Annotated in this window: 19 protein-coding genes; 7 read left to right on the forward strand and 12 right to left on the reverse strand. The window is 67.7% G+C overall.

Features of this window, described 5'->3' with window-relative positions; translation table 11 throughout:
• Window positions 1-13 precede the first annotated feature (13 nt).
• Together ccmB and ccmA are read right to left on the reverse strand one after the other, a co-directional pair.
• Window positions 14-724 (reverse strand): heme exporter protein CcmB, encoded by a 711-nt coding sequence (ccmB, locus tag ACSLUQ_RS16640; protein ID WP_461809160.1) that lies wholly within the window; start codon window positions 722-724, stop codon window positions 14-16.
• Entirely contained in the window at window positions 721-1,344 is a 624-nt protein-coding gene (ccmA, locus tag ACSLUQ_RS16645) for a heme ABC exporter ATP-binding protein CcmA (protein ID WP_461809161.1), read from the reverse strand. Before ccmA ends, ccmB begins: the two co-directional genes overlap by 4 nt.
• A 368-nt stretch (window positions 1,345-1,712) precedes the next feature.
• Between ccmA and acnA the strand changes: the two genes are divergently transcribed.
• A complete protein-coding gene (gene acnA, locus ACSLUQ_RS16650) occupies window positions 1,713-4,463 on the forward strand; it encodes an aconitate hydratase AcnA (RefSeq protein WP_461809162.1) in 2,751 nt (916 codons plus the stop codon).
• A gap of 98 nt (window positions 4,464-4,561) precedes the next feature.
• Here acnA and ACSLUQ_RS16655 read toward each other — a convergent pair whose 3' ends face one another.
• The 5 genes from ACSLUQ_RS16655 to ACSLUQ_RS16675 all read right to left on the reverse strand — a co-directional run bounded on the left by ACSLUQ_RS16655 (window position 4,562) and on the right by ACSLUQ_RS16675 (window position 10,962).
• Window positions 4,562-5,614 carry an ATP-dependent carboxylate-amine ligase gene (locus tag ACSLUQ_RS16655; RefSeq protein WP_461809163.1) on the reverse strand — a complete coding sequence of 351 codons (1,053 nt, stop codon included), beginning with the start codon at window positions 5,612-5,614 and terminating at the stop codon, window positions 4,562-4,564.
• 22 nt (window positions 5,615-5,636) lie between these two features.
• The gene (locus tag ACSLUQ_RS16660; protein WP_417771387.1) at window positions 5,637-6,287 is read right to left on the reverse strand and encodes an outer membrane lipoprotein carrier protein LolA; all 651 of its coding nucleotides are present in this window, start codon (window positions 6,285-6,287) and stop codon (window positions 5,637-5,639) included.
• Between the two features lie 175 nt (window positions 6,288-6,462).
• Complete coding sequence (locus ACSLUQ_RS16665) at window positions 6,463-9,216, reverse strand: FtsK/SpoIIIE family DNA translocase (RefSeq protein ID WP_461809164.1); 2,754 nt, start codon at window positions 9,214-9,216, stop codon at window positions 6,463-6,465.
• Window positions 9,217-9,219: 3 nt separating this feature from the next.
• Window positions 9,220-10,461 carry an aminotransferase class I/II-fold pyridoxal phosphate-dependent enzyme gene (locus ACSLUQ_RS16670; protein ID WP_461809165.1) on the reverse strand — a complete coding sequence of 414 codons (1,242 nt, stop codon included), beginning with the start codon at window positions 10,459-10,461 and terminating at the stop codon, window positions 9,220-9,222.
• Between the two features lie 231 nt (window positions 10,462-10,692).
• Window positions 10,693-10,962, reverse strand: coding sequence for a DUF1674 domain-containing protein (locus ACSLUQ_RS16675; RefSeq protein ID WP_461809166.1), 270 nt, complete (start codon window positions 10,960-10,962; stop codon window positions 10,693-10,695).
• A 129-nt stretch (window positions 10,963-11,091) separates the two neighbouring features.
• Between ACSLUQ_RS16675 and htpX the strand changes: the two genes are divergently transcribed.
• The 5 genes from htpX to ACSLUQ_RS16700 all read left to right on the forward strand — a co-directional run bounded on the left by htpX (window position 11,092) and on the right by ACSLUQ_RS16700 (window position 17,958).
• The gene (gene htpX / locus ACSLUQ_RS16680; RefSeq protein ID WP_461809167.1) at window positions 11,092-12,042 is read left to right on the forward strand and encodes a zinc metalloprotease HtpX; all 951 of its coding nucleotides are present in this window, start codon (window positions 11,092-11,094) and stop codon (window positions 12,040-12,042) included.
• Between the two features lie 174 nt (window positions 12,043-12,216).
• Window positions 12,217-13,722: an RsmB/NOP family class I SAM-dependent RNA methyltransferase gene (locus ACSLUQ_RS16685; RefSeq protein WP_461809168.1), complete on the forward strand. Its 1,506-nt coding sequence runs from the start codon at window positions 12,217-12,219 to the stop codon at window positions 13,720-13,722.
• Window positions 13,723-13,836: 114 nt separating this feature from the next.
• A complete protein-coding gene (locus tag ACSLUQ_RS16690; RefSeq protein ID WP_461809169.1) occupies window positions 13,837-15,588 on the forward strand; it encodes a heparinase II/III family protein in 1,752 nt (583 codons plus the stop codon).
• 120 nt (window positions 15,589-15,708) lie between these two features.
• Window positions 15,709-17,325: a bifunctional phosphoribosylaminoimidazolecarboxamide formyltransferase/IMP cyclohydrolase gene (gene purH, locus ACSLUQ_RS16695; RefSeq protein ID WP_417771380.1), complete on the forward strand. Its 1,617-nt coding sequence runs from the start codon at window positions 15,709-15,711 to the stop codon at window positions 17,323-17,325.
• A gap of 246 nt (window positions 17,326-17,571) precedes the next feature.
• Complete coding sequence (locus ACSLUQ_RS16700) at window positions 17,572-17,958, forward strand: YkvA family protein (protein ID WP_417771379.1); 387 nt, start codon at window positions 17,572-17,574, stop codon at window positions 17,956-17,958.
• Window positions 17,959-17,979: 21 nt separating this feature from the next.
• Here ACSLUQ_RS16700 and ACSLUQ_RS16705 read toward each other — a convergent pair whose 3' ends face one another.
• The 3 genes from ACSLUQ_RS16705 to ACSLUQ_RS16715 form a co-directional block, all read right to left on the reverse strand.
• Window positions 17,980-18,465 carry a translation initiation factor IF-3 gene (locus ACSLUQ_RS16705; RefSeq protein ID WP_461809170.1) on the reverse strand — a complete coding sequence of 162 codons (486 nt, stop codon included), beginning with the start codon at window positions 18,463-18,465 and terminating at the stop codon, window positions 17,980-17,982.
• A 12-nt stretch (window positions 18,466-18,477) separates the two neighbouring features.
• On the reverse strand, window positions 18,478-19,695 hold the full coding sequence (rlmN, locus tag ACSLUQ_RS16710; protein WP_417771377.1) for a dual-specificity RNA methyltransferase RlmN: 1,218 nt from the start codon (window positions 19,693-19,695) through the stop codon (window positions 18,478-18,480).
• Window positions 19,696-19,971: 276 nt separating this feature from the next.
• Entirely contained in the window at window positions 19,972-20,481 is a 510-nt protein-coding gene (locus ACSLUQ_RS16715) for an invasion associated locus B family protein (protein ID WP_417771376.1), read from the reverse strand.
• A gap of 430 nt (window positions 20,482-20,911) precedes the next feature.
• On the opposite strand from ACSLUQ_RS16715, the gene ACSLUQ_RS16720 reads away from it, so the two are divergent.
• Window positions 20,912-21,481 (forward strand): sigma-70 family RNA polymerase sigma factor, encoded by a 570-nt coding sequence (locus ACSLUQ_RS16720; protein WP_461809171.1) that lies wholly within the window; start codon window positions 20,912-20,914, stop codon window positions 21,479-21,481.
• 111 nt (window positions 21,482-21,592) lie between these two features.
• On the opposite strand, the gene ACSLUQ_RS16725 is transcribed toward ACSLUQ_RS16720, so the two are convergent.
• Together ACSLUQ_RS16725 and ACSLUQ_RS16730 are read right to left on the reverse strand one after the other, a co-directional pair.
• Window positions 21,593-22,486 carry a ParB/RepB/Spo0J family partition protein gene (locus tag ACSLUQ_RS16725; protein WP_417771374.1) on the reverse strand — a complete coding sequence of 298 codons (894 nt, stop codon included), beginning with the start codon at window positions 22,484-22,486 and terminating at the stop codon, window positions 21,593-21,595.
• A gap of 149 nt (window positions 22,487-22,635) precedes the next feature.
• The gene (locus ACSLUQ_RS16730) at window positions 22,636-23,463 is read right to left on the reverse strand and encodes a ParA family protein (RefSeq protein WP_417771373.1); all 828 of its coding nucleotides are present in this window, start codon (window positions 23,461-23,463) and stop codon (window positions 22,636-22,638) included.

Consider the following 23,463-nt stretch of genomic DNA (forward strand, 5'->3'; position numbering starts at 1 on the left):
GGCAGGCGCCAGGTCAGTCGCTGGAGAAGCGCAGCGCCGCCCCGGCCGCGACCGGCCCGACGACCGCGGCGACCAGTGTCAGCGCCGACAGGAACAGGAACGGCGTCTGGAAGGGCGTGGGCCCGCCCGCAGCAGCCCCCGCCGCGCTGACGCCGAAGATCAGCACGGGGATGCTGAATGGCACCACCAGCACCGCAAGCAGCAGACCGCCGCGCCGCAGCGAGACGGTGAGCGCGGCGCCCACCGCGCCGATCAGCGTCAGCGCCGGCGTGCCGACCAGAAGCGTCAGCGTCACCGCGCCGGTCGAAACCGGCTCCAGGTTGAGAAAGATCGACAGGAACGGCGCGGCCGCCACCAGCGGCAGGCCGGTTCCAAGCCAGTGCGCAAGACACTTGACCAGAACCAGCAGCTCCAGCGGCCGTCCGGCCATCAGCATGAGGTCGAGAGAGCCGTCATCCCGGTCGGCCTGGAACAGGCGGTCAAGGCCGAGCAGCGTCGCCAGCAAGGCGCCGATCCACAGGATCGCCGGCCCGATCAGCGCAAGCAGCTTCAGGTCGGGGCCGACGCCGAAGGGAACAACCGTGATCACCGCAAGGAAGAACAGCACGCCGATCAGCGCACCGCCGCCGACCCTGAGCGACAGTTTCAGTTCGCGCAGGAAGAGGGCACTCGCCCAGCCGCGCGGCGCGGCCGGAGCCGGCCTGAAGGAAGCCTCCCCGCTCATGCCGCCTCCAGCCTGAGATCGAGGACACTCGGCAACGCCAGTTCCTGATGGGTTGCGGCGACGATCATGCCGCCGGCAGCAAGATGCGCGGTCATCAGCTCTGCCAGCGTCGCTTCGGAGGCGGCGTCGAGTGCCGAACTCGGTTCGTCGAGGAGCCAGATCGGCCGTGGCACGACCAGCAACCGCGCCAGCGCCAGCCGCCGCCTCTGCCCGGCGGACAGATAGGCGGCCGGAAGGTCCAGCGTATGGGCGATGCCGAGCGTCTCCAGCGCGTCGACGAGGCTCGCCGCCCGCCTCAGCCCGCCGCCCTCGGCGGGGGCAAGGAAGGCAGTCCAGAAATCGAGGTTCTCGCGCACGCTGAGCGCCGGCTTCAGCGCATCGAGATGGCCGAAATAGTGGCAGTGCTCGGGCGGCGTCCGCTCGGCCATACCACCTTCCAGGCGGATGTGCCCGGCGGCCGGCGCAACGAGGCCGGCGATCACCCGGATGAGGCTCGACTTGCCGACGCCGTTGGCACCGGTGACCACCAGCGCCTGCCCGCTCTCGAGGGAAAACTCCACGCCGGAGAGCACACGACGACCGCCGCGCTCGCAGGCCAGGTTTTCGACAATGAGGCGCATGGACCGGATCCGTTGGGGCGACAGGGGGGCGAAAACGCCTTGGCGAGGCGGCGCAAGACCGCATCCATGACCGAAGGGTTTGCCCGAGCCGGGGGCACCGATCAAGACGCAATCGCCCGGATGGCATGCCGCGGCCCCTGCCCTAACCGATTGGCCTAGGAAGAAGGAGGCTCTATCCGCTGGCCCCGGGCGCTGAAATTCGCTATACGGGCGCCGAAACGCGCGCGTTCGTGATCGCACGCCCGCGGAACGTCATTCCTCCGGTCCCGGCGCTCCCCAAGACGGCGCCTCGATACCGGACGGTGCAAGCGTGGCGCGGGTGGCCAAGGGGGCCCCGCGCGCCCGACAGACAAAAGGGACCGCCAGCCGTGACCAAATCGCTCGACAGTTTCAAGGCCAGGAAAACCCTCAAGGTGGGTGACAAGACCTACACCTACTTCTCGATCCCCGAGGCCGAGAAGAACGGGCTGGAAGGCGTCTCGCGACTGCCCTACTCGCTCAAGGTGGTTCTTGAGAACCTGCTGCGCTTCGAGGACAACCGCACTGTCACCGCCGACGACATCCGCGCCGTCGCCAAGTGGCTCGTCAGCCGCACCTCCGAGCACGAGATCTCCTACCGCCCGGCCCGCGTGCTGATGCAGGACTTCACCGGCGTTCCCGCCGTGGTCGATCTGGCCGCGATGCGCGACGCCGCCGTGAAGCTCGGCGGCGACCCGAAGAAGGTCAACCCGCTGGTGCCGGTCGACCTCGTCATCGACCACTCGGTGATGATCGATTACTTCGGCACCAAGGACTCCTTCCGCCGCAACGTCGAGCTCGAGTACGAGCGCAACGGCGAGCGCTACGAGTTCCTGCGCTGGGGCCAGTCGGCCTTCGACAACTTCCGCGCCGTTCCCCCGGGCACCGGCATCTGCCACCAGGTCAACCTCGAGTATCTGGCCCAGACCGTGTGGACCCGCGACGAGGATGGCGAGACCGTCGCCTATCCGGACACGCTGGTGGGCACCGACAGCCACACGACGATGGTCAACGGACTCGCCGTTCTGGGCTGGGGCGTCGGCGGCATCGAGGCCGAGGCGGCCATGCTCGGCCAGCCGATCTCCATGCTCATTCCGGAAGTCGTCGGCTTCAAGCTGAGCGGCAAGCTCAACGAGGGCATCACCGCGACCGATCTGGTGCTGACCGTCGTCGAGATGCTGCGCAAGAAGGGCGTTGTCGGCAAGTTCGTCGAGTTCTACGGCCCTGGTCTCGACAATCTCTCCCTCGAGGACGCGGCAACCATCGCCAACATGGCGCCGGAATACGGCGCCACCTGCGGCTTCTTCCCGGTTGACGACGACACGATGGGCTACCTGCGCGCCACCGGCCGCGACGCCGACCGCGTTGCCCTGGTCGAGGCCTACTCGAAGGCGCAGGGCATGTTCCGCACCTCCGAGACCGCTGACCCGACCTTCACCGACACGCTGGAGCTCGACCTGTCGAGCGTCGTGCCGTCGATCGCCGGCCCGAAGCGTCCGCAGGACCGCGTCGCGCTCACCGAGGCCGCTCAGAAGTTCTCCGTCGCCCTCGACGACATCAAGGGCGGGCGCAAGAACCAGGACTCGGTCCCGGCCGCCAACGGTGAATCCCGCTTCGTCGACGAAGGCGCCACCGGCGTCCTCGACCGTGCCGGCCAGCGCCACGCCGTCGACGGCCGCGACCACGGTCTCGCCGATGGCGACGTCGTGATCGCCGCCATCACCTCCTGCACCAACACCTCGAACCCGAGCGTGCTGATCGGTGCCGGCCTCGTCGCCCGCAACGCCCGCAACAAGGGCCTCAAGGTCAAGCCGTGGGTGAAGACCTCGCTGGCGCCGGGCTCCCAGGTCGTGACCGACTATCTCGCCAAGGCCGGCCTCCAGGAAGATCTCGACGCGCTCGGCTTCAACCTGACCGGCTACGGCTGCACGACCTGTATCGGCAACTCCGGCCCGCTGGCCGAGGAGATCTCGAAGGCGATCAACGACAACGACCTCGTCGCCTGTTCGGTGCTCTCGGGCAACCGAAACTTCGAGGGCCGCGTCAATCCGGACGTGCGCGCCAACTACCTGGCCTCGCCGCCGCTCGTCGTCGCCTACGCCATCGCCGGCAGCCTCAACGTCGACCTGACGAGCGACCCGCTCGGCGAGGACGCCGACGGCAATCCAGTCTACCTCAAGGACATCTGGCCGACCACGCAGGAGATCACCGACCTGATCCGCTCCTCGATCACCGAGGAGATGTTCCGCACCCGCTATTCGGACGTCTTCAAGGGCGACGAGCACTGGCAGGGGATCAAGGTCGAGGGTGGCATGACCTACTCCTGGCCGACCGGTTCGACCTACGTGCAGAACCCGCCCTATTTCGAGGGCATGACCATGGAGCCGAAGCCACTCGAGGACATCGAGAGCGCCGCGGTCCTGGGTCTGTTCCTCGATTCGATCACCACCGACCACATTTCCCCGGCCGGTTCGATCAAGGCGGAGTCCCCGGCGGGCGTCTACCTGCAGGAGCACCAGGTCGCCAAGAAGGACTTCAACTCCTACGGCTCGCGCCGCGGCAACCACGAGATCATGATGCGTGGCACCTTCGCCAACATCCGCATCAAGAACCAGATGGTTCCCGGCGTCGAGGGCGGCGTCACCATGAAGGACGGCGCGGAGAAGTGGATCTACGACGCGGCGATGGAATACAAGGAGGCGGGCACGCCTCTGGTGATCTTCGCCGGCAAGGAATACGGCACCGGTTCCTCGCGTGACTGGGCGGCCAAGGGCACGACCCTGCTCGGCGTGCGCGCCGTCATCGCCCAGTCCTTCGAGCGTATCCACCGTTCCAACCTGGTCGGCATGGGCGTTCTGCCCTTCACCTTCAAGGAAGGCGAGAGCTGGCAGTCGCACGGCATCACCGGCACCGAGCGGGTGACGATCAAGGGCGTCACCGACCTCAAGCCGCGCCAGATGGTCGACATCGAGGTCGTCTTCGCCGATGGCACCGCGAAGACCATCGAGGTGCTCTGCCGCATCGACACCGAGGACGAGCTCGAATACGTCCGCGCCGGCGGCATCCTCCAGTACGTGCTGCGCAACCTCGTTTCCAGCTAAGCAACGCAACCAGCACCGCAAACGGAAAAGGCCGGCGTTTCGCCGGCCTTTTTCTTTGGTCCCCAGGAAGCCCCCTCGGGATGGACGGCCGTTGCCCTCTAGCGGCCGAGCAGCGCATCGAGCAGCGCCTCGTAGATGCGCTCGACGGTTTCAGCCGCATCCCCGCCAAGGCGGTGGAAATAGGAAAGCCCGGGCGCGGCATTGACCTCCAGCACCGCCGGCGCCGGGTCCCCGGGACCGCTCGCCATCAGGTCGACGCCGGAAAAGCGCAGGCCCAGCGCCGCCGCTGCCCGCACCGCCGCCTCCGCGAACTCCGGCGAGAGCGCGTCGCTCACCTCGACCGCTGCGCCGCCGGTCGAGAGGTTGGCGTTGGCGAGAAGCGCGATCTTCTCGCCAAGCGCCGGCACCGTCTCCGGCCCGCGCCCGCCGGAGGCGAGATGGGAGAGAATGCGCGGATCGTCGGCGGCAATGCGCGTGCCGCGGCCACCAGCCGAGAACCCCTCCAGCGCATGGGCGATCAGAACCGACAGCGGACTGGAGCCATCGCCGGTCACCGAAAGCGGCCGTCGTTCGAAGGCGGCAAGCACCTTCCCGTCGAGCACGACGACCCGGAAATCCCGACCAGCGACCGTCTCCTGCACGAGCACCCGCTCATGCCGCGCGAAGAGTGTCGCAAGGGCGCCGTCGAGCCCGTCGGGCGCGCCGACGCGCATCACGCCGTCGCCCTCAGACCCCTCGTTCGGCTTGACGAAGACGGGATATCCGGCTGCCTCGGCGAAGGCCAGGGCATCTGCGTTGTCGGGAAGACGGCGCGCCACATCCGGGTTCTTGAGACGAAGCGCGGCCCGGCGGGCCGGCGAATGAAGCAGCAGCCCGCGCGGCACGCGCAGGCCCGCCTCGGCCAGGAAGCGGGCGGCGTAGTCCTTGTCCTTGGCCAGCGCCGCAGCGCCCGCGCCATTGATGTCGAAATTGGTGCCCTTGAAGAAATGCCGGCGACCGTCGGCCCCGACGATCGAACCGGCATAGCCATAGATCGGCTCGATCTCGATGCGCGCCCCGCGCTTTGCGCAGGCGCGCGCCAGGATCGACACCCAGACCGGAAAGCGCGCGCCGGTCACGGAAGAGGAGGCGGAGCCCTGAACGCTGCCCACCGGCACGACTTCCCGTTTTCGATCAGTTGTTGCCGCGACGCTGCATCAGGTTGGCGTTGTAGTCGATGGTGAAGAGCTTGGGGTTGGTCGGCCCGTTGACCTTGGTGTTGTAGATCGCGACCGAGGTGTCGTAGCCCTGCGCGTCCGTCACGGTCCACTGCTTCAGCTCGGTCGACTTGGCATCAAAGATCAGCGTCAGCTTGCCCGTGCCGAAGGTCGACGTATCGGAAAGCACCACGGTGACCAGGTCCGGCTCGACCGAGACGGAGGCAACCTCGGCGTCCTTTTCCAGGTTGATCTGGCTGGCCAGCAGGAACCGCAGCGGCGTCTCGCTGAGCGGCCAGATGTCCTGGGTCGCGAGCTTGCGGTCCTTCACCGACACAGACTTGCCGTCGGCGATGATGTCCACCTTGGAGGGCGGGTTGTAGTAGAAGCGGATCTTGCCAGGCCGGGCGAGGTAGAACTTGCCCTCGGCGCGCTCGCCGTTGGGGCCGAACTGGATGAAGTCGCCGTGCATCGTCTTGACGCTGTTGAAATAGGCGTTGACCTCGGCAAGCGTCTGCTTCTGTTCCGACGACAGGGCCGCGGCGCGGGCGGTCCCACTGATCGGCAGGGCGAACGCCGCGCAAAGCACGGCAATGCGCAGCAGGAATGAGCGGCGGGCGATTGTCATTCTGTCAGGCTCCGTCGATGTCTCGTGCACTGGCGCTATCAGGCGGCTGTGGCGAAGTTGCGGCTTCCCGCCGCCGGTTTCAAGCCGTCGGGAAGAATGAATGGCGGGGTGCGGGCCGCGCCCGCCGGGCATCCTGCCCAGGGGGACGGCACGGGTCCGTTGCCGGCCAGCCCCCTCAGAAATCCTCCTCGACGCCGTTCTGCACCAGGATCTCGCGCTTTCCGGCGTGGTTCGCCGCGCCCACGAGGCCCTCGTTCTCCATCCGCTCGATGAGAGAGGCGGCGCGATTGTAGCCGATCGACAGGCGTCTCTGGATATAGGAGGTCGAGGCCTTCTTGTCGCGCAGGACGATGGCCACCGCCTTGTCGTACAGGTCGTTGCCCTCGCCGTCGGAACCGCTGGCAAGCGCATCGTAGGGGCTGTCGCCGCCCTCGTCCTCTTCCGTCACAGCCTCGAGATACTGCGGTGTGCCCTGGCGCTTCAGGTGGCTCACCACGTCCTCCACCTCCTCGTCGGCAACGAAGGGGCCGTGGACACGCTGGATGCGGCCGCCGCCGGCCATGTAGAGCATGTCGCCCTGGCCAAGCAGCTGTTCGGCACCCTGCTCTCCAAGGATCGTGCGGCTGTCGATCTTCGAGGTCACCTGGAAGGAGATGCGCGTCGGGAAGTTCGCCTTGATCGTGCCGGTGATGACGTCGACAGAGGGACGCTGGGTCGCCATGATCAGATGGATGCCGGCGGCACGCGCCATCTGCGCCAGACGCTGGATCGCGCCCTCGATGTCCTTGCCGGCAACCATCATAAGGTCGGCCATTTCGTCGACGATGACGACGATATAGGGCATCTGCTCGAGGCTCAGCTCCTCGTCCTCGAAGATCGGCTCGCCGGTGTTGCGGTCGAAGCCGGTCTGCACCGTGCGCGTGAAGACCTCGCCCTTTTCCGCCGCCTGGGCGGCGCGGGTGTTGAAGCCGTCGATGTTGCGCACACCCATCTTCGACATCTTCTTGTAGCGCTCTTCCATCTCGCGGACGGTCCACTTGAGCGCGACGACGGCCTTCTTCGGGTCGGTGACGACCGGGGTCAGAAGATGCGGAATGCCGTCGTAGATCGACAGTTCCAGCATCTTCGGGTCGATCATGATCAGTTTGCACTGCTCCGGCGTCAGCCGGTACAGGATCGACAGGATCATGGTGTTGATCGCCACCGACTTGCCCGAGCCGGTGGTGCCGGCGACGAGCAGATGCGGCATGCGCGCCAGATCGGCGATCACGGGCTCGCCGCCGATGGTCTTGCCGAGCGTCAGCGCCAGCTTGGCCTTGCTCTTCTCATAGTCGGAAGAGGCGAGAAGCTCGCGCAGGAACACCGTCTCGCGGCGCTGGTTCGGCAGCTCGATGCCGATGGCGTTCTTGCCCGGGATGACGGCCACACGGGCCGAGATCGCGCTCATCGAACGGGCGATGTCGTCGGCCAGGCCGATGACGCGGCTCGACTTGATGCCCGGTGCCGGCTCCAGCTCATAAAGGGTGACGACCGGACCCGGGCGCACCTCGATGATCTCACCGCGCACGCCGAAGTCCTCCAGAACGCCCTCCAGAATGCGCGCGTTCTGCTCCAGTGCGTCGGTGTTGACGGCGGACTGGCGCGTGCCGGCCTTCGCCTCGGCGAGCAGATGCAGCGCCGGCAGCTCATAGGTTCCCGGATTGCGCAGGAAGGAGGGTTGCGCTTCCTCACGCACGCGGCGCCCGGGCTTCGGCCGGCCGGCCGGTGGCACGACGCGTCCCGGCGCCGGCGCGGTTTCGGCACGGCTGGCGGGACCGGCGATGGCGCGCGGCAACGGCATCTCGTCGAGCGGATCGTCGTCGAGATCGGGCAGGTCGTCGATGGTGCCGGCGGGAGCGTCCGGGACGTCGTCGTCCAGCTCTTCCGCCTCGGCGGGATAGAAGGCGTCGAGACCGTCGTCCTCCTCCGGCATCAACCGCTTGGCCAGCGTGCGGCGAAGCCGCGCGAAGCCGCCGTGACGGGTGACGGGATCATCGTCCTCGGTCTCGCGGGGCGCATCCGCCTCGTCCTCCCAGCCGCCGTCCCAATCCGCGTCGTCATAGTCGTCCGCACCGGCGGACGCGCGCGCGGGGCGGCGTGCCGCCTTGCGGCCGGAGACCATGCGCCGGAGCGTTGTCCGCGCCAGCAGCGCGGCATGGGTGGCCGCCCCCATGAGGGCGGAAAGCCGGCCGCCGCGCTCGTCTTCGTCGTCGTCATCCTCGTCAAAGTCGGGAACCGTTCCGACGGAGCGGGCATGACGCGACGGCTCGGGCAGCGGCGCAAGGAAGGGCTCAGGGTCGCGGCCGAGCCAGCCGGCCGCCCGCAGCATGAACAGCACGGCGGGAATGCCGAGGCCGAAGACGCCAAGGATGACCGCCATGCCGGCGGTCATGCCGGAAGTCAGCTTGCCCGGCAGAAGATGCACGAAATCGCCGAGGAACCCGCCGAGACCGGTCGGCAGCGGCCAGCTCCCCGGCACCGGCAGCGCCGCCAGCGCACCGGCGGAAAGCAGGGTTCCCGCGATCCAGAAGCCGATGCGGCGCGTTGCGATGCGCGTCTGGCGCGCCGTCAGCAGACGCCAGCCCCACAACACCACGGGCACGAGGAACACCGCCGAGGCAAGGCCGATGGACTGTATGAAGACATCGGCGATGACCGCGCCGACCGGGCCAAGCGCGTTGCGCACCGGAGCCGATGTGGCGTGGCTGAGGCTCGGGTCGGCGGTCGACCACGTGGCAAGCGCGGCCGCCAGCGCCGCGCAGAGCGCGATCAGCGAAAGGCCCATGGCACCGATCATGTTGCGCTTCATGAAGCGCTTGAACGGTCCCTGCGTGTCTTCCAGGCCGAGAGCCGCGGCGCGGCCGGGGCGGACGGATGTGGCGCGGCGCATGGTTCAGCCTCCGAGCACGGCGACGACGCGCGAAAGCGCCGTCTCGATGGTTTTCGCGTCGTCGACGAGCGCGAGACGGATGTAGTCCGCGCCCGGATTTCCGGCGGCTCCGTCGAGCGCCAGATAGGCGCCCGGCAGCACTTTCACCCCGGCCTGCGCCCACAGCTTCCGCGTCACCTCGACGCCGCCGCCGAAGCGGGCGACATCGAGCCACAGGAAGAAACCGCCCTCGGGCACGACCGCGCCGAAGAGCGGCGAGAGGATGCGTTCGGCGACCGCGTATTTCTCGTTGTAGAGACGCCGGTTTTCCGCCACATGCGCCTCGTCGGCGAAGGCCGCGGCAGCGACAGCCTGCAGCGGCAGCGGCACCTGCGGCGCGGCAAGCCCGCGGAACCCCGACCAGGCGGCGAGAAAGTCCGGGTCGCCGGCGGCAAAGCCGCAGCGCAGGCCGGCGAGGTTCGAGCGTTTCGACAGCGAGTTGACCGTCACGATGTTGGCATAGCCAGCGCCCATGGCGTGGGCGGCCTCGAGCACGCCCGCCGGCGGCGTGCTCCGGTAGATCTCCGAGTAGCACTCGTCGGCGACGATGAAGAAGCCGTGGCGACGGGCCAGTTCGATGAGCTTGCGCCAGGTCGCCAGATCGGCAACCGCGCCCTGAGGGTTGGCCGGCGAGGCGTAGTAGAAGGCGAGCGTGCGGTCGAGCAGGTCGGGCGAGAGCGCGTCAAGGTCGGGCAGGAAGCCGGTCGCCCGTGTGGCGTCGAGGCCGACGAACTCGGCGTCCGCCAGATGGGCGGCGGCGGCATAGGTCTGGTAGAACGGATTGGGCATCAGCACCGCCGCGCGGCCGGCCGGCGCAACGCGACCTTTCGCCGCGAGATAGTCGCGCACGCCAACGGCGGCGAACGTCAACCCCTCGCGCGAGCCGTTGAGCGGCAGGATGCCGCGCGCCGCGTCGAGCGATCCTGCAAGGCCGTAGCGCCGGTCAAGCCAGCCGGACACGGCCGCGCGAAACGCATCGGTGCCGCGAATGTTGGGGTAGCGGCTGAAGTCGGCCAGATTGTCGGCGATCACCTTGCCGAGGAAGGCGGGCATGGCATGGCGCGGCTCGCCGATCGTCATAACAAGCGGATCGAGCCCGGGTTCAACGCCCGCGATCAGCGCGGCCAGCCGCTCGAACGGATTGGACGAGGGCAGAGCCTGGCGCGCGGACGGGGCGGACGGAGACATTGCGGCGGGTGCGGACATGCTATTCGACAGACTCCATCGATCGGACCGGGGGCCTTGCGCCGAAGCAAAAGGGCCCGTTGTCCGACTGCGACCATGCGGCGGGCACCGCGCCGCACGGCCTGCGACCGCGCGACGGATCTGCCCGTCTTTGCCGCAAGCCTATCGATGGGTGGTAAATCGCTCATTAACCAAGCCGCATTCCGCGCAGGGAAATGCAATCAGCCCGGCCGGAGGCGGGTGCGACACCGCTCAGAAGTCGCAGGCGATGCCCTTGACTTCCCAGTCCTCGTAGCGGGTCGGCTCCAGCCCGCCGCGCCCGTCGACCTCGCGCGGCAATGTTTCGGCGCGCGCATCGATGGCCTGGCGTCTGGCGTCGGCTTCGCGCAGCGCGCGCTGCGCCGCCGGCGGGAGATCCTCGAACCGCCGACGCGGTGCCTCGGCCGCATCGCCGCCGGAAACCGCGATCTCGGTCTGCGAAAACCCGGAAGCAGGGTCGGTTTTCTTGGTCGATGTGTCCATCTGATGCCTCCTAGTGCGCAATCCGTCCGGCTGTTCGCTCTTGCGAAGCCGCCGCTCGCCGCCAACATATAGGATGAAAGGCGCGCCTGTGAAACGGCGTCCGCGTGTTGCTGGAGGGCAGAGACCCCTATGAACTATTTTCGCACGGCACTTCTTCTTGCCGCGATGACGGCGCTGTTCATGGGCATCGGCTACATGATCGGCGGTCAGGGCGGCATGATCATCGCGCTGGTCGTGGCCGGTGCCATGAATCTCTTCAGCTACTGGAACTCCGACAAGATGGTGCTGAGGATGCACCATGCCGTGGAGGCCGACGAACGCCAGGCGCCGGAGCTCTTCCACATCGTGCGCCAGCTTGCCGCGAACGCCGGCCTGCCGATGCCGAAGGTCTATCTGATCGACAACCCGCAGCCGAACGCCTTCGCCACCGGCCGCAACCCGCAGAACGCCGCCGTCGCCGCGACAACGGGCCTGCTGCAGAGCCTGACGCGCGAGGAAGTGGCCGCCGTCATGGCGCATGAGCTTGCCCACGTGAAGCACCACGACACGCTGATCATGACGATCACCGCGACCATCGCCGGTGCCATCTCGATGCTCGCCAACTTCGCCTTTTTCTTCGGCGGCAACCGCGACAACAACAACCCCTTCGGCTTCGTCGGCGTGCTGCTGGCGATGATCGTCGCCCCGCTAGCCGCGATGCTGGTGCAGATGGCGATCAGCCGCACGCGCGAATATGCCGCCGACCGCGAGGGTGCCGCGATCTGCGGCAACCCGATGTGGCTCGCCTCGGCCCTGCAAAAGATTGCCGGCGGGGCCGCGCAGATCCGCAATCCGGATGCGGAACACAATCCCGCGACCGCGCATATGTTCATCATCAACCCGCTGTCGGGCGAGAAGATGGACGGCCTCTTCTCCACCCACCCGAACACGGAAAACCGCATCCGCGCGCTGATGAAACTCGCCGGCGGCGGCGGAAGCCCCGCGCCGATGACCGGCGGCGCGCCGCGCACCGATCCGCCCGGCCCCTGGGGTCGCCGCGCACGCGCCTCCAGCGAGCCCCGTCGCGGGCCCTGGGGATAACCAAGCACCATGCGCGGGCCGCGCCCCCGAACGACCGGGGGCGGCGGCCCGTTTCGGCCTTTTTCCTTGTGAAGCGCCACGCAAAGCGTGCATAAGCGCTCTTCGCCCCGCAGGCGCGCGTCAAGCGCGACGCGCCAGACCACGCGGGCGCCAACCCCCCGAAAGCCGACGAACGTGACCACTTCCGACCGAAATTCCGCCAAGGGCCGCACCGGCTCGAAACCGCCGCACCGTTCAGGGGCGCCCGCTGGTCGTGGTGGCACCGGCAAGCCCCGCGGGCCGGCCGAGCGGACGCAGGATCGCGACAGGACGCCACGCCGGAGCGACGTCACGGTCGAAGGCCTCGCCGCGCGGCTGGCGGCGATCGATATTCTTGGCCGTGTGATCGCTGGCCGGCGCACCCTCGACGAGGATCTCGACGAGACGCGCGGCCATGCGGGCTACGGTGCGCTCGACGCGCGCGACCGCGGCCTGGTGCGCGCGATTCTTGGCGCCGCGCTCCGCCGGCGTGGCCAGATCGCGGCAATGCTGACCCGCCTCGTCGCGAAGCCGGTCCCGGAAAAGAGCGGCATCGTTCACGATATCCTTCATGTTGCGGCAGCGCAGATCCTGTTTCTCGACGTCGCCGACCGCGCCGCCGTCGACCTTGCCGTGCGGGCGGCAGAGCGCGACGAGCGCGCGCGCCCCTACAAGGGGCTGGTCAACGCGGTGCTGCGCCGCCTGTCGCGGGAGCGCGAGGCGCTGCTCGAGGCGACCAGCGAGCCCTGGCGCACCGCGCCGGTGTGGCTCTACGCCAACTGGCAGCGCGCCCACGGCGAGGAAGCCGCCCGCGCCATCGCGCTGATGCACCGCCACGAGCCCAACCTGGATCTCACGGTGCGCAGCGATATCGACGGCTGGGCGGAAAAGCTCGGTGCGGTAAAGCTCGGTCCCCAGACGCTCAGGCTCTTCCACGGCAGCGGCCGCGTCGACCAGCTCGCCGGCTATGACGAGGGCGCCTGGTGGGTGCAGGACGCCGCCGCCTCGATCCCGGCCCGGCTTCTCGGTCCGGTCGAAGGGCTCGAGGTCGCCGATCTCTGCGCCGCGCCCGGCGGCAAGACCGCCCAGCTCGCGGCCGCCGGCGCCCGGGTCACCGCCGTCGACATCTCGCAGCGCCGGCTGCGCCGCCTGTCGGAAAACCTGAAGCGCCTCGGCCTCGACGCCCGAACCGTCACCTCCGATCTTTCCGTCTTCGAGCCGGCCGAGCGTTTCGACGCCATCCTGCTCGACGCGCCCTGCTCGGCGACCGGCACCATCCGACGCCACCCGGAAGTCGCCTGGACCCGGGGCAAGGAGGATGTCGCCGCCCTTGCCGAGCGGCAGGCCGTGCTTCTGCAGCGCGCCTCCGGCTGGCTGAAGCCGGGCGGACGGCTGGTCTTTTGCACCTGTTCGCTGGAGCCGCAGGAGGGCGAGGCGGTGGTCGATGCCTTCCTCGCCGCCAACCCGGATTTCGTCCGAGATCCCGCCAGCGCGGAGGAAACCGGCATCGACGGGCTCGAAGCCGCGATCACGCCGGCCGGCGACCTCAGGACGCAGCCGGCGCAGCTCTCCCGCCCCGAGGCGGCCGAGGGCGGCCTCGACGGCTTCTTCGCCGCCCGCCTCCGTCGCGTGCCGCGAAACGCCCCGGTAACCGCCCCCTGAAGACATCCGCACGAATTGTCGGCTCAAGCGTAACGGATCGCTAACCCTGTTCCGTGAAACTGGCCCGGCGACGGTGGCCATTGATTCAAACGTTCGGGAGGGATCTTGACGCAGATGACGCTTTCATCCTTCGCCGAACGGGCACGGGTCTGGCGTCTTCTCGCGCAGACGGCCTGGGTTAACCTCTTGCGGTGGGTCCATGGCGGCCCGTTGTTCCGCTGGCGGCCGTTTTCCGGGTCGCCACAGCGCCTGCTCATCGCACCGCAGGACCTGCGCACGGCCGACGGCACCAATGCCGCCGACATCTACGCGGGGCGCTTCCTCTTCGCCGGCCAGATCGGCGAGACACTCGGCCGTACGCCGTTCGAGATCGAGCCGCCCTCGGCCGACTGGGCGCGGGCGCTCCATGGCTTTGGCTGGCTGCGCCACCTGAAGGCGGCCGAAACCATCGTCGCCCGCCAGAACGCCCGCGCGCTCGTCGACGACTGGATGCGCCACTGCGGCTACTGGCACGACATCGGCTGGGAACAGACGGTGGTCACCCGCCGGGTGCTCGCCTGGCTGTCGCAATCGCCGCTCATTCTCGACGGGTGCGACCGGGAGTTCTACCGCCGCTTCCTGCGCTCGCTCGCGCGCCAGGTCCGCTACCTGCGCCGCACCATCAACGAGACGCCCGACGGCGTGCCGCGGCTGCAGGCGACGATCGCCGTCGCCGCCGCCACCGTCTCCATGTCCGGCCAGGGGCGCTACGTGCGCCAGAGCATGCGCCGTCTCGACCAGGAGCTGGCCCGCCAGGTTCTGCCCGACGGCGGCCATGTCTCACGCAACCCGGCCGCTCTTCTCGACATTCTCGTCGACCTGCTGCCGGTGCGCCAGGCTCTGACCGTGCAGGGCATGCCCTCGTCACAGACCGTCATGCAGGCCATCGACCGGATGATGCCGATGGTTCGTTTCTTCCGCCATGGCGACGGCGCCTTCGCTCATTTCAACGGCATGGGCTCGACACCGGCCGATCTCGTCGCCACGATCCTTGCCTATGACGATGCGCGCGGCCAGCCCCCCGTCAACGCGCCGCATTCCGGCTACCAACGCATGACAGCCGGCGACACCGTGGTGCTTGTGGAAACGGGCCGGCCGCCGCCGCTGCCGCTCAGCCACAATGCCCATGCCGGCTGCCTCTCCTTCGAGCTGTCGTCGCGGCGCACGCGGATCATCGTCAATTGCGGCGTCTCCAACACCGAGCGCGGCGCCTGGCGCGAGGTGGCGCGCGCCACCGCCGCCCATTCGACCGCGACCCTCGGCGACATGTCCTCCGCCCGCTTCCTCTCCGACACCCGTTACGGCGGCTGGCTCGGCTCGCCGATCCTCTCCGGCCCGACCAGCGTGCCGGTCGAGCGCGAGGAAGGCCCGGCCGGCATCCGCGTCGTGGCCAGCCACAATGGCTACCAGGACAGCCATCACATGGTGCACCAGCGTGATCTGACCCTGTCGGAGGATGGCACCGTGCTCGACGGCATCGACCGGTTCAAGGCGACGGGCAAGGTGCCGGCGCGCGACGAATTCGCCATCCGCTTCCACCTGCATCCGGCGATCAAGGCCTCGACACTGCGCGGCGGCACCGCCATCGTTCTGCTCGCCGCCGATGGCGAGGCATGGGAGTTCGTCGCGCCGGGCTGCGAGATGGCGATCGAGGAATCCATCTATCTCTCCGACACGTTCGGCCATCGCCGCACCGAGCAGATCGTCATCTACGGCCGTTTCGCCCATCGCCGCGAGGCGGCCTGGCAGCTTCGACGCACGGCCTCGGCCCGCACCGCGCGCCGGCGCGTCAGCGACGGTCAGCCCGGCGAGGAACTCGACCTTTAGCCATCAACGGTTTCCGTAACGGCATTTCGGCTTTTCAGGCGCTTCCGGCTTCCGGTTGGCGCTGCTTCGTGCTACGGCGCTGCCATCGTCTCCCCCGCCGAAAGCCGAAGGATCCGTACCATGGCCGTTGCGTCCAAGCGCATCCCCGTTCCCGATCTCGTTCCCGTCAAACGCGCCCTCCTGTCGGTTTCCGACAAGACCGGCCTGATCGACTTCGCCAAGGCGCTCTCGTCACGCGGCGTCGCGCTGGTTTCGACCGGCGGCACCCGTAAGGCGCTGGCCGACGCGGGCCTTGAGGTCACGGACATTTCCGAGGTCACCGGTTTTCCGGAGATCATGGACGGCCGCGTCAAGACGCTGCATCCCTCCGTCCATGGCGGGCTTCTGGCCATTCGCGACGACGCCGAGCACCGCGCCGCGATGGAGGCCCACGGCATCCAGGGCATCGATCTCGTCTGCGTCAATCTCTATCCGTTCGAGGAAACCGTCGCCTCGGGCGCCGACTTCGCGCTGGCGATCGAGAATGTCGACATCGGCGGTCCGGCGATGACCCGCGCCGCGGCCAAGAACCACGCCTATGTGACCATGGTCAGCGATCCGGCGGACTATGCGTCGGTGGTCGAGGCGCTGGACGCCAACGACGGGAAGGTGCCGCTGGAGCTGCGCCGCAAGCTCGCCCAGAAGGCCTTTGCCCGCACCGCCGCCTATGATGCGGCCGTCTCCAATTGGTTCGCCGGCGAGATCGGCGAGGATGCGCCCGCCCATGTCGCCTTTGGCGGCACGCTCGCCAGCCTCATGCGCTACGGCGAGAACCCGCATCAGCAAGCCGCCTTCTACAAGACCCCGGAAACCCGCTATGGCGTCGCCACCGCCCGCCAGGTGCAGGGCAAGGCGCTGTCCTACAACAACATCAACGACACGGACGCCGCCTTCGAGCTGGTCTCGGAGTTCGATCCCGCCGTTTCGCCCGCCGTCGCCATCATCAAGCACGCCAATCCCTGCGGCGTTGCCACCGGCAAGACCCTGAAGGCCGCCTACGAGAAGGCGCTGGCCTGCGACCCGGTCTCCGCCTTTGGCGGCATCGTCGCCCTCAACCGGCCGCTCGATGCCGAGGCCGCCGCCGAGATCGTCAAGATCTTCACCGAGGTGATCATCGCGCCCGACGCCAGCCCCGAGGCAATCGAGATTGTCGCCGCCAAAAAGAACCTGCGCCTGCTGCTGACAGGCGGTCTCGCCGACACCCGTGCCGAGGCCAAGGTCGTCAAGTCCGTCGCCGGCGGCCTGCTCGTTCAGGACCGCGACACCGGCAATGTCGACGATCTCGACCTCAAGGTGGTGACCAAGCGCCAGCCGAGCGCTCAGGAACTGGCGGATCTCAAGTTCGCCTTCCGCGTCGCCAAGCACGTCAAGTCGAACGCCATCGTCTATGTTCGCGGAGGCGCGACAGTGGGCGTCGGTGCCGGACAGATGAGCCGTGTCGACAGCGCCCGCATCGCCGCCCGCAAGGCCCAGGACGCCGCCGAGGCGGCCGGTCAGGAGACGCCGGCGATCATCGGATCGGTGGTCGCCTCCGACGCCTTCTTCCCCTTCGCCGACGGCCTTCTGGCGGCAGCGGACGCGGGCGCGACAGCGGTGATCCAGCCGGGTGGCTCCATGCGTGACCAGGAAGTCATCGATGCCGCCGATGAGGCCGGCCTTGCCATGGTCTTCACCGGCATGCGCCATTTCCGCCACTGAGCATCAGGCCTTGTGACAAGACAAAGGGCCGCCCCTTCTGGGCGGCCCTTCGATTTTCTTCCCGGGTTCTGCGCGAAAACCTCCTGTCAGAACTGTCCAGCGCGCTTGTGTCGCGGCGCGGGACTGTCGCGCCGCCTTTGCAATTGACGTCTAGACTTCCCAAATAAGAAGAGGTCGCAAGCGCCCTTGGGGAACCAAAAAGGGTTCCTGGAGGCGAAATGACGGGCTCGACAGGGAGGACGTGACATGGGCAACGGTTCCGAAAATCCGGGCTTCGATGCGGACTATCTCGGCCCCGAGCAGGAAGAGCAAAAGGCCAGGGTCTCGGCGCGCATCTTCGATGCCGCCCGCAAGGCCGCCGGCCAGATCCCCTTCATGCAGGACGTGATTGCCAGCTACTACTGCGCCCTCGACCCGGCGACGCCGGTGCGCGTGCGCGGCGGCATCCTGGCGGCCCTCGCCTATTTCGTGATGCCGATGGATGCCATTCCCGACATGCTGGTCGGCATCGGCTACACGGACGACGCCAGCGTGCTGATGGGCGTGATGGCGCTGGTGCGCGCCCACGTGCGCGACGAGCACATCGAAGCCGCGCGCAGCTCCTTGAACGGCTTGAAGAAAAAAGCGGCCTGAAGCCTGGCGCAAGCGGCGGTGTTAACGCGGTCGCTTGCCTGGATCGGAGCGTTCCGGATCCGAATCCGTTGAAGGCGGCGCGTTTACGCGCCAGCAGCCCGCCTGTCTCCCGGCGACAAGCCAGTAGACGAAGCCAGCCACAAAGCCGGCAGCGGCCGGCACCAACATGCCGCGCGCCGCTGCTTCACCCGCGCGCGCGCCATCTCCCATCGTCCACATGACCGCTCCGATCGCTCCGCCCACGGCGAGGTGAAACACGATGCCGCGCAGGCGGAAGAGCTCGGAAACGAGAATTCCGACAAACGCCGGCGTGAACGCAAGCCCGCCAATCACGCTGGTCCCGACGATGGCAAAGCCGAACGCAGCGCCTGCGCCAACCGGATCGGTCGCCGGATCGAGGGCTCGGAACAGGCCGAAGGCGATGAAAAACCCCGCCGCGACGATGGCCAGCACCAGCGCGAAGACGATGCGAATGGACTGGGCGAGAAGCCGCCCGCCGTCAACCATGCCGGCCCCGCCTCAGGCGTTGCCGGCGGAGGCTTCCAGCGCCGCCCGCTCACGCGCCCTGAGGCGTTCGGTCTCGGACTTGAGCTGGCCGCAGGCGGCGAAAATGTCGCGCCCGCGTGGGGTGCGGATCGGCGACGCATAGCCGGCGCGGTTCACCACCTCGGCGAACGCCTCGATCTGCTCCCAGTCGGAACAGGCATAGGGCGAGCCCGGCCAGGGGTTGAACGGGATCAGGTTGATCTTCGCCGGGATGCCCTTGAGCAGCCGCACCAGCTCGCGGGCATCGGCAAGGCTGTCGTTGATGCCCTTCAGCATCACATATTCGAAGGTGATGCGGCGGGCGTTGTTGAGGCCGGGGTAGTTGCGGCAGGCCTCGAGCAGCGCCGCCAGGTTCCACTTCTTGTTGATCGGCACCAGTTCGTCGCGCAGTTCGTCGCGCACCGCATGCAGAGAGATCGCCAGCATGCAGCCGATTTCCGCGCCCGTGCGCTCGATCATCGGCACAACGCCGGAGGTCGACAGCGTGATGCGCCGCTTCGACAGCGACAACCCGTCGCCATCGGAGGCGATCAGTAGCGCCGTCTTCACCGCGTCGAAATTGTACAGGGGCTCGCCCATGCCCATCATCACGATATTGGTGACGAGACGGCCCTCGCTTGGCACCGCAGCGCCGGCCAGCGTCTCCCCCTTGGGGAAATCGCCGAGCCGGTCGCGCGCGACCAGCACCTGGGCCAGAATTTCTTCCGCCGTCAGGTTGCGCACCAGCCGCTGCGTGCCCGTATGGCAGAAGCTGCAAGTCAGCGTGCAGCCGACCTGTGACGAGACGCAAAGCGTGCCGCGCCCCTCCTCGGGAATATAGACCGTCTCGATCTCGACCGGTCGGCCGGCGCCGCGCGGCGGAAAGCGGAACAACCACTTGCGGGTACCGTCGCTGGACACCTGCTCGGACACCATTTCCGGACGTGCGATCGTGAAGGCGGTCTCGAGCAAGGCGCGCATGTCCTTGGAGACATTTGTCATTTCGGAGAAGTCGGACGCACCGCGGACATAGAGCCAGTGCCAGAGCTGGCCGACGCGCATGCGGATCTGACGGTCGGGCACGCCGATGCCGGCGAGCGCCTCGCCAAGCGCCTGGCGGTCGAGGCCGATGAGGCTCGGCTTTTCGGCGGATCCGGCGGCGGACGGCTTCACGGCGGCCGCACCAGTGGCATCAAGCAAGGTCACAGTCATGTCGCGATCCAGGAAACAGCTCCCGCCAGGGTCATCCGCAGCGGGCGGCGCCCGTCGGAGCGCCTTGTGGCAAACGCCAAAAGGCGGTGTCAGGACGGCACCACCTCATCTTCGTCGTGCGCGCTTATACCCGATTATGCCGGGCTTGTGACCCCCCTGTCGCTCAAGGGGTTGGCCTTTGGTTCCACAGCAACGCGAAAAGGGCGCCGCGCGCCCTTTTCACATCGGTCTTTGCCGCGGCTCCACCGGTGTCGGCGGCGCTGCGGTCCGTCTTTCCTACTGGCAGGCCTTGTCGGCCGCGCTGATCGACGCGGTCACGCCCGAGAGCGAGAACGTATAGGTGGTCTGGGTGCCGCGCGACGAGACGCCGCTCACCACCATCGACCGCCCTGCCTTCATCGCCCCAACGAGCTGACGCTCTTCTGTCGGATTGGCCATCCAAGCGCCGTCGTTCTTCGTGAACATGGTGAACTTGTTGCCGTCAATGTCGACCGACACCGAGGACTGCTCCTTGAAGGAATAGCCGACGATCACGCTCGGTTCGTTGTTGACGTTTTCACCCGGACGATTGGAGATGAAGAAGAAGACATCGCCGTGATTACGATCGGACGGTGCGAGTTTGGTCGGCTTCGACAGTGCGTAGCAAACCTTCCCCTTGGCTCCGCCGTAGGAATATGTGTCCCAGTCATTGTTCTGGCCGATAAGAGTCGGCGTCTGAGCCTGCGCCGACGCGCCCGTGAGGGCGACTGCCAAAAGGGCCGGGATGAGCGTTCGTGCCTGCATCATTTCCTAAACCGCTACTGCTGACATTCGGATTTTGGACGAATTCGATGCGCTTCCGTCACCTTGCTTTAAGGTTACCGCATCGCAAGTTACGAAAGGGTTGATGACGCCACTCCCACATGGTGTCGCGGCAAAAACCCGCTATGATTGTTCGCGGGCCACGCTGGCGATAAAAATCGGGCGAGAGTGTGACAGTGGCCGGAATGGCCGATATGCGCGCCGTTCGCGCCCTTTTCGCCCGGCCGGCAAGCCTCGCGGTGGACCAGGCGGTCGTTTCTTGTAAACGTGCAGGACCGGCCTTTTGGAAACGGGGGGCGCGCCGCGCGCGACGGCGACCGGGAAGGAAAGCGACCGGCTGTTGTCCGGTCGGGAGACGACGGGGTCGAATGACACGGTTCTTTTTCCGCCCGCCCGAACATGGCGGGGCGGCGTGATGTCTTCGGCGGCGGAGCATTTCTCGAGCCTGATCCGGCGCGTGGCCGAAGCACGCGACCAGACCGCTTTTGCCACGCTCTTCGACCATTTCGCACCCCGGCTGAAATCCTATCTGGTGCGCCTGGGCACCGACGCGACCGAAGCGGAGGAACTGGCCCAGGAGGTGATGATCACCCTCTGGCGCAAGGCGCATCTCTTCGACCCGGGCCGCGCCAGCCCCTCGACCTGGCTCTTCCGCATCGCCCGCAACCGGCGCATCGACGCGCTGCGCCGTGACCGCAGCAGCGAGATCGACATCGACGACCCGGGCCTGCGCCCGGCAGCCCCTGACGACGCCGACGACCTCATAGACGCGCGCACCCGCGAGGAGCGCGTGCGCGCCGCCCTCGCCGCCCTGCCCGACGACCAGGCCGACCTGGTGCGCCGCGCTTTCTTCCTGGGCCGCTCGCACAGCCAGATCGCCGAGGAAACCGGCGTGCCGCTCGGCACGGTCAAGTCGCGCATCCGCCTCGCCTTCGCCAAGCTGCGCAAGCGCTTCGAGGACGATGCCGCGGTCGACACCGACTGATCCCCCTTGCCATCGCCTCCCCGCGAAGCTGCCCACCAAACGAGAACGGGCGCCCGCATCAACTTGATGCAAGCGCCCGGTTCAAAAGGATAATTAGCCAGCTAGATTAAATCAGTTGCTAACCCCAAGCAGCCGGCAGATCTCGTCGAGTTGCTCGACCGAGGCATATTTGATCTTCAGCTCGCCGGTGCCCTTGTTGGCCTTGTGGGCAATCGCGATCTTGAGCCCGAGACTGTCGGCAAGCCGCTTTTCCAGCGCCTTGGTGTCGGCGTCCTTCTCCGGTCTTGCCGCCGTCTTGCCGCCCTTCTTGAGCGCATCCGGGTCCTGCGCGAGACGCTCCGCCTCGCGCACGTTGAGCCCCCTTTCGACGATCAGCTCCGCCAGCGCGGCCGGGTCCTCGGCCGTGATCAATGCGCGCGCATGGCCCGCCGTCAGCAGCCCTTCCGCCAGATAGTCCTTCACCGAGTTCGGCAGCTTCAGCAGCCGCAGCGTGTTGGCCACATGGCTGCGGCTCTTGCCGATCACCCGGGCAAGCTCGCTCTGGCTATAACTGAATTCCTGCACAAGCTGATCGTAGCCGAGGCCTTCCTCGATCGGATTGAGATCGGCGCGCTGGACGTTCTCGATGATCGCCAGCTCGAGCGCCTCCTGATCCGTGACGTCGCGCACGACGACGGGCACCAGGTGCAGACCGGCGCGCTGCGCGGACCGCCAGCGGCGCTCGCCGGCGATGATCTCATAGGCGTTGTCCCGCCCCTGCACGGGACGCACCAGCAGCGGCTGCACCACGCCCTTCTCGCGGATCGAGTTGGTCAGATCCTCGAGATCCGCCTCGGCGAAGCTCTTGCGCGGGTTGCGCGGGTTCGCCGTGAGAAACTCGATCGGCACCTTCCGCGTGTCGCGCGGCGGGCGCGGATCGGCCGGCGGTTCGGTGCCAACCTCGCCGATGAGCGCCGCAAGGCCCCGTCCCAGCCGCTTCTTCTTGCTACCCTCTTCTTCAGCCATCGACCGTCACCCGCTTGCCGTTTCGACGACCCGCGCGGCGCTTTGTCGCGCCTGCCGGGGCCGTCCTTTCTTGTCGTTCAAATGCCCTGCCCCGTCCGTCATTGCCGACGTTGCGGAGGCGAATCGATTGCCGCGCCGGCTCTCGGCCCTCAGGCCGCGACGCCTCGCAGCGTGCGCTCACGCTGAATGATCTCCGAGGCAAGCCGCAGATAGGCCTGGCTGCCCGAGCACTTGAGATCATAGAGAAGTGCCGGCTTGCCGTAGGACGGCGCCTCCGACACCCGCACATTGCGCGGGATCACCGTGTCGTAAACCGCATCGCCCATGGTCTCGCGGACATCCGCCACGACCTGCGCGGAGAGATTGTTGCGGCTGTCGTACATGGTCAGCACGATGCCATGGATCGAAAGCTCGGGATTGAGCGCCGTCTTGACCTGCTGGACGGTCGACAGCAACTGGCTGAGGCCCTCCAGCGCGAAGAACTCGCACTGCAGCGGCACCAGGATCGAGTGCGAGGCCGAAAGCGCGTTGATCGTCAGAAGGTTCAGCGACGGCGGACAGTCGATCAGCACATAGGTGAAGTCCGGCGCGCCCTCGGTCCGCCCGTGCTCGGCCAGCTCCGAGATCGCCTTGCGCAGCCGGTGCGCCCTGTCGGAGCTGCCGGCGATCTCCAGCTCGACGCCGAGCAGGTCCATCGTCGACGGCGCGACCCAGAGACGCGGAACATCCGTGTCCTGAAGCGTTTCGGCCAGGGAACAGTCGCCGGTCAGCACGTCATAGGTCGAGAGGTCGCGGTTACGCCGGTCGATGCCCAGGCCCGTGGAGGCATTGCCCTGCGGATCGAGGTCGATGACCAGCACGCGTTCGCCGATGGCGGCCAGCGCGGTGCCGAGATTGATTGCCGTGGTGGTCTTGCCGACCCCGCCCTTTTGATTGGCAAGTGCCAGGACACGCGGCGATTGAGGAAGCATGCTCAT

The organism is Stappia sp. ICDLI1TA098 (genome assembly GCF_054880955.1).

Excerpts from the sequence above, each read along its gene's own strand:
- rlmN (WP_417771377.1), bottom strand. The coding sequence starts at position 19,695 with ATGACTGTGACCTTGCTTGATGCCACTGGTGCGGCCGCCGTGAAGCCG.
- ACSLUQ_RS16700 (WP_417771379.1), top strand. The coding sequence starts at position 17,572 with ATGGGCAACGGTTCCGAAAATCCGGGCTTCGATGCGGACTATCTCGGC.
- ccmB (WP_461809160.1), bottom strand. The coding sequence starts at position 724 with ATGAGCGGGGAGGCTTCCTTCAGGCCGGCTCCGGCCGCGCCGCGCGGC.
- ACSLUQ_RS16675 (WP_461809166.1), bottom strand. The coding sequence starts at position 10,962 with ATGGACACATCGACCAAGAAAACCGACCCTGCTTCCGGGTTTTCGCAG.
- ACSLUQ_RS16690 (WP_461809169.1), top strand. The coding sequence starts at position 13,837 with ATGACGCTTTCATCCTTCGCCGAACGGGCACGGGTCTGGCGTCTTCTC.
- ACSLUQ_RS16730 (WP_417771373.1), bottom strand. The coding sequence starts at position 23,463 with ATGAGCATGCTTCCTCAATCGCCGCGTGTCCTGGCACTTGCCAATCAA.
- ACSLUQ_RS16715 (WP_417771376.1), bottom strand. The coding sequence starts at position 20,481 with ATGATGCAGGCACGAACGCTCATCCCGGCCCTTTTGGCAGTCGCCCTC.
- ACSLUQ_RS16705 (WP_461809170.1), bottom strand. The coding sequence starts at position 18,465 with ATGGTTGACGGCGGGCGGCTTCTCGCCCAGTCCATTCGCATCGTCTTC.
- htpX (WP_461809167.1), top strand. The coding sequence starts at position 11,092 with ATGAACTATTTTCGCACGGCACTTCTTCTTGCCGCGATGACGGCGCTG.
- ACSLUQ_RS16665 (WP_461809164.1), bottom strand. The coding sequence starts at position 9,216 with ATGCGCCGCGCCACATCCGTCCGCCCCGGCCGCGCCGCGGCTCTCGGC.
- ACSLUQ_RS16670 (WP_461809165.1), bottom strand. The coding sequence starts at position 10,461 with ATGTCCGCACCCGCCGCAATGTCTCCGTCCGCCCCGTCCGCGCGCCAG.
- ACSLUQ_RS16720 (WP_461809171.1), top strand. The coding sequence starts at position 20,912 with ATGTCTTCGGCGGCGGAGCATTTCTCGAGCCTGATCCGGCGCGTGGCC.
- ACSLUQ_RS16660 (WP_417771387.1), bottom strand. The coding sequence starts at position 6,287 with ATGACAATCGCCCGCCGCTCATTCCTGCTGCGCATTGCCGTGCTTTGC.
- purH (WP_417771380.1), top strand. The coding sequence starts at position 15,709 with ATGGCCGTTGCGTCCAAGCGCATCCCCGTTCCCGATCTCGTTCCCGTC.
- ccmA (WP_461809161.1), bottom strand. The coding sequence starts at position 1,344 with ATGCGCCTCATTGTCGAAAACCTGGCCTGCGAGCGCGGCGGTCGTCGT.
- ACSLUQ_RS16725 (WP_417771374.1), bottom strand. The coding sequence starts at position 22,486 with ATGGCTGAAGAAGAGGGTAGCAAGAAGAAGCGGCTGGGACGGGGCCTT.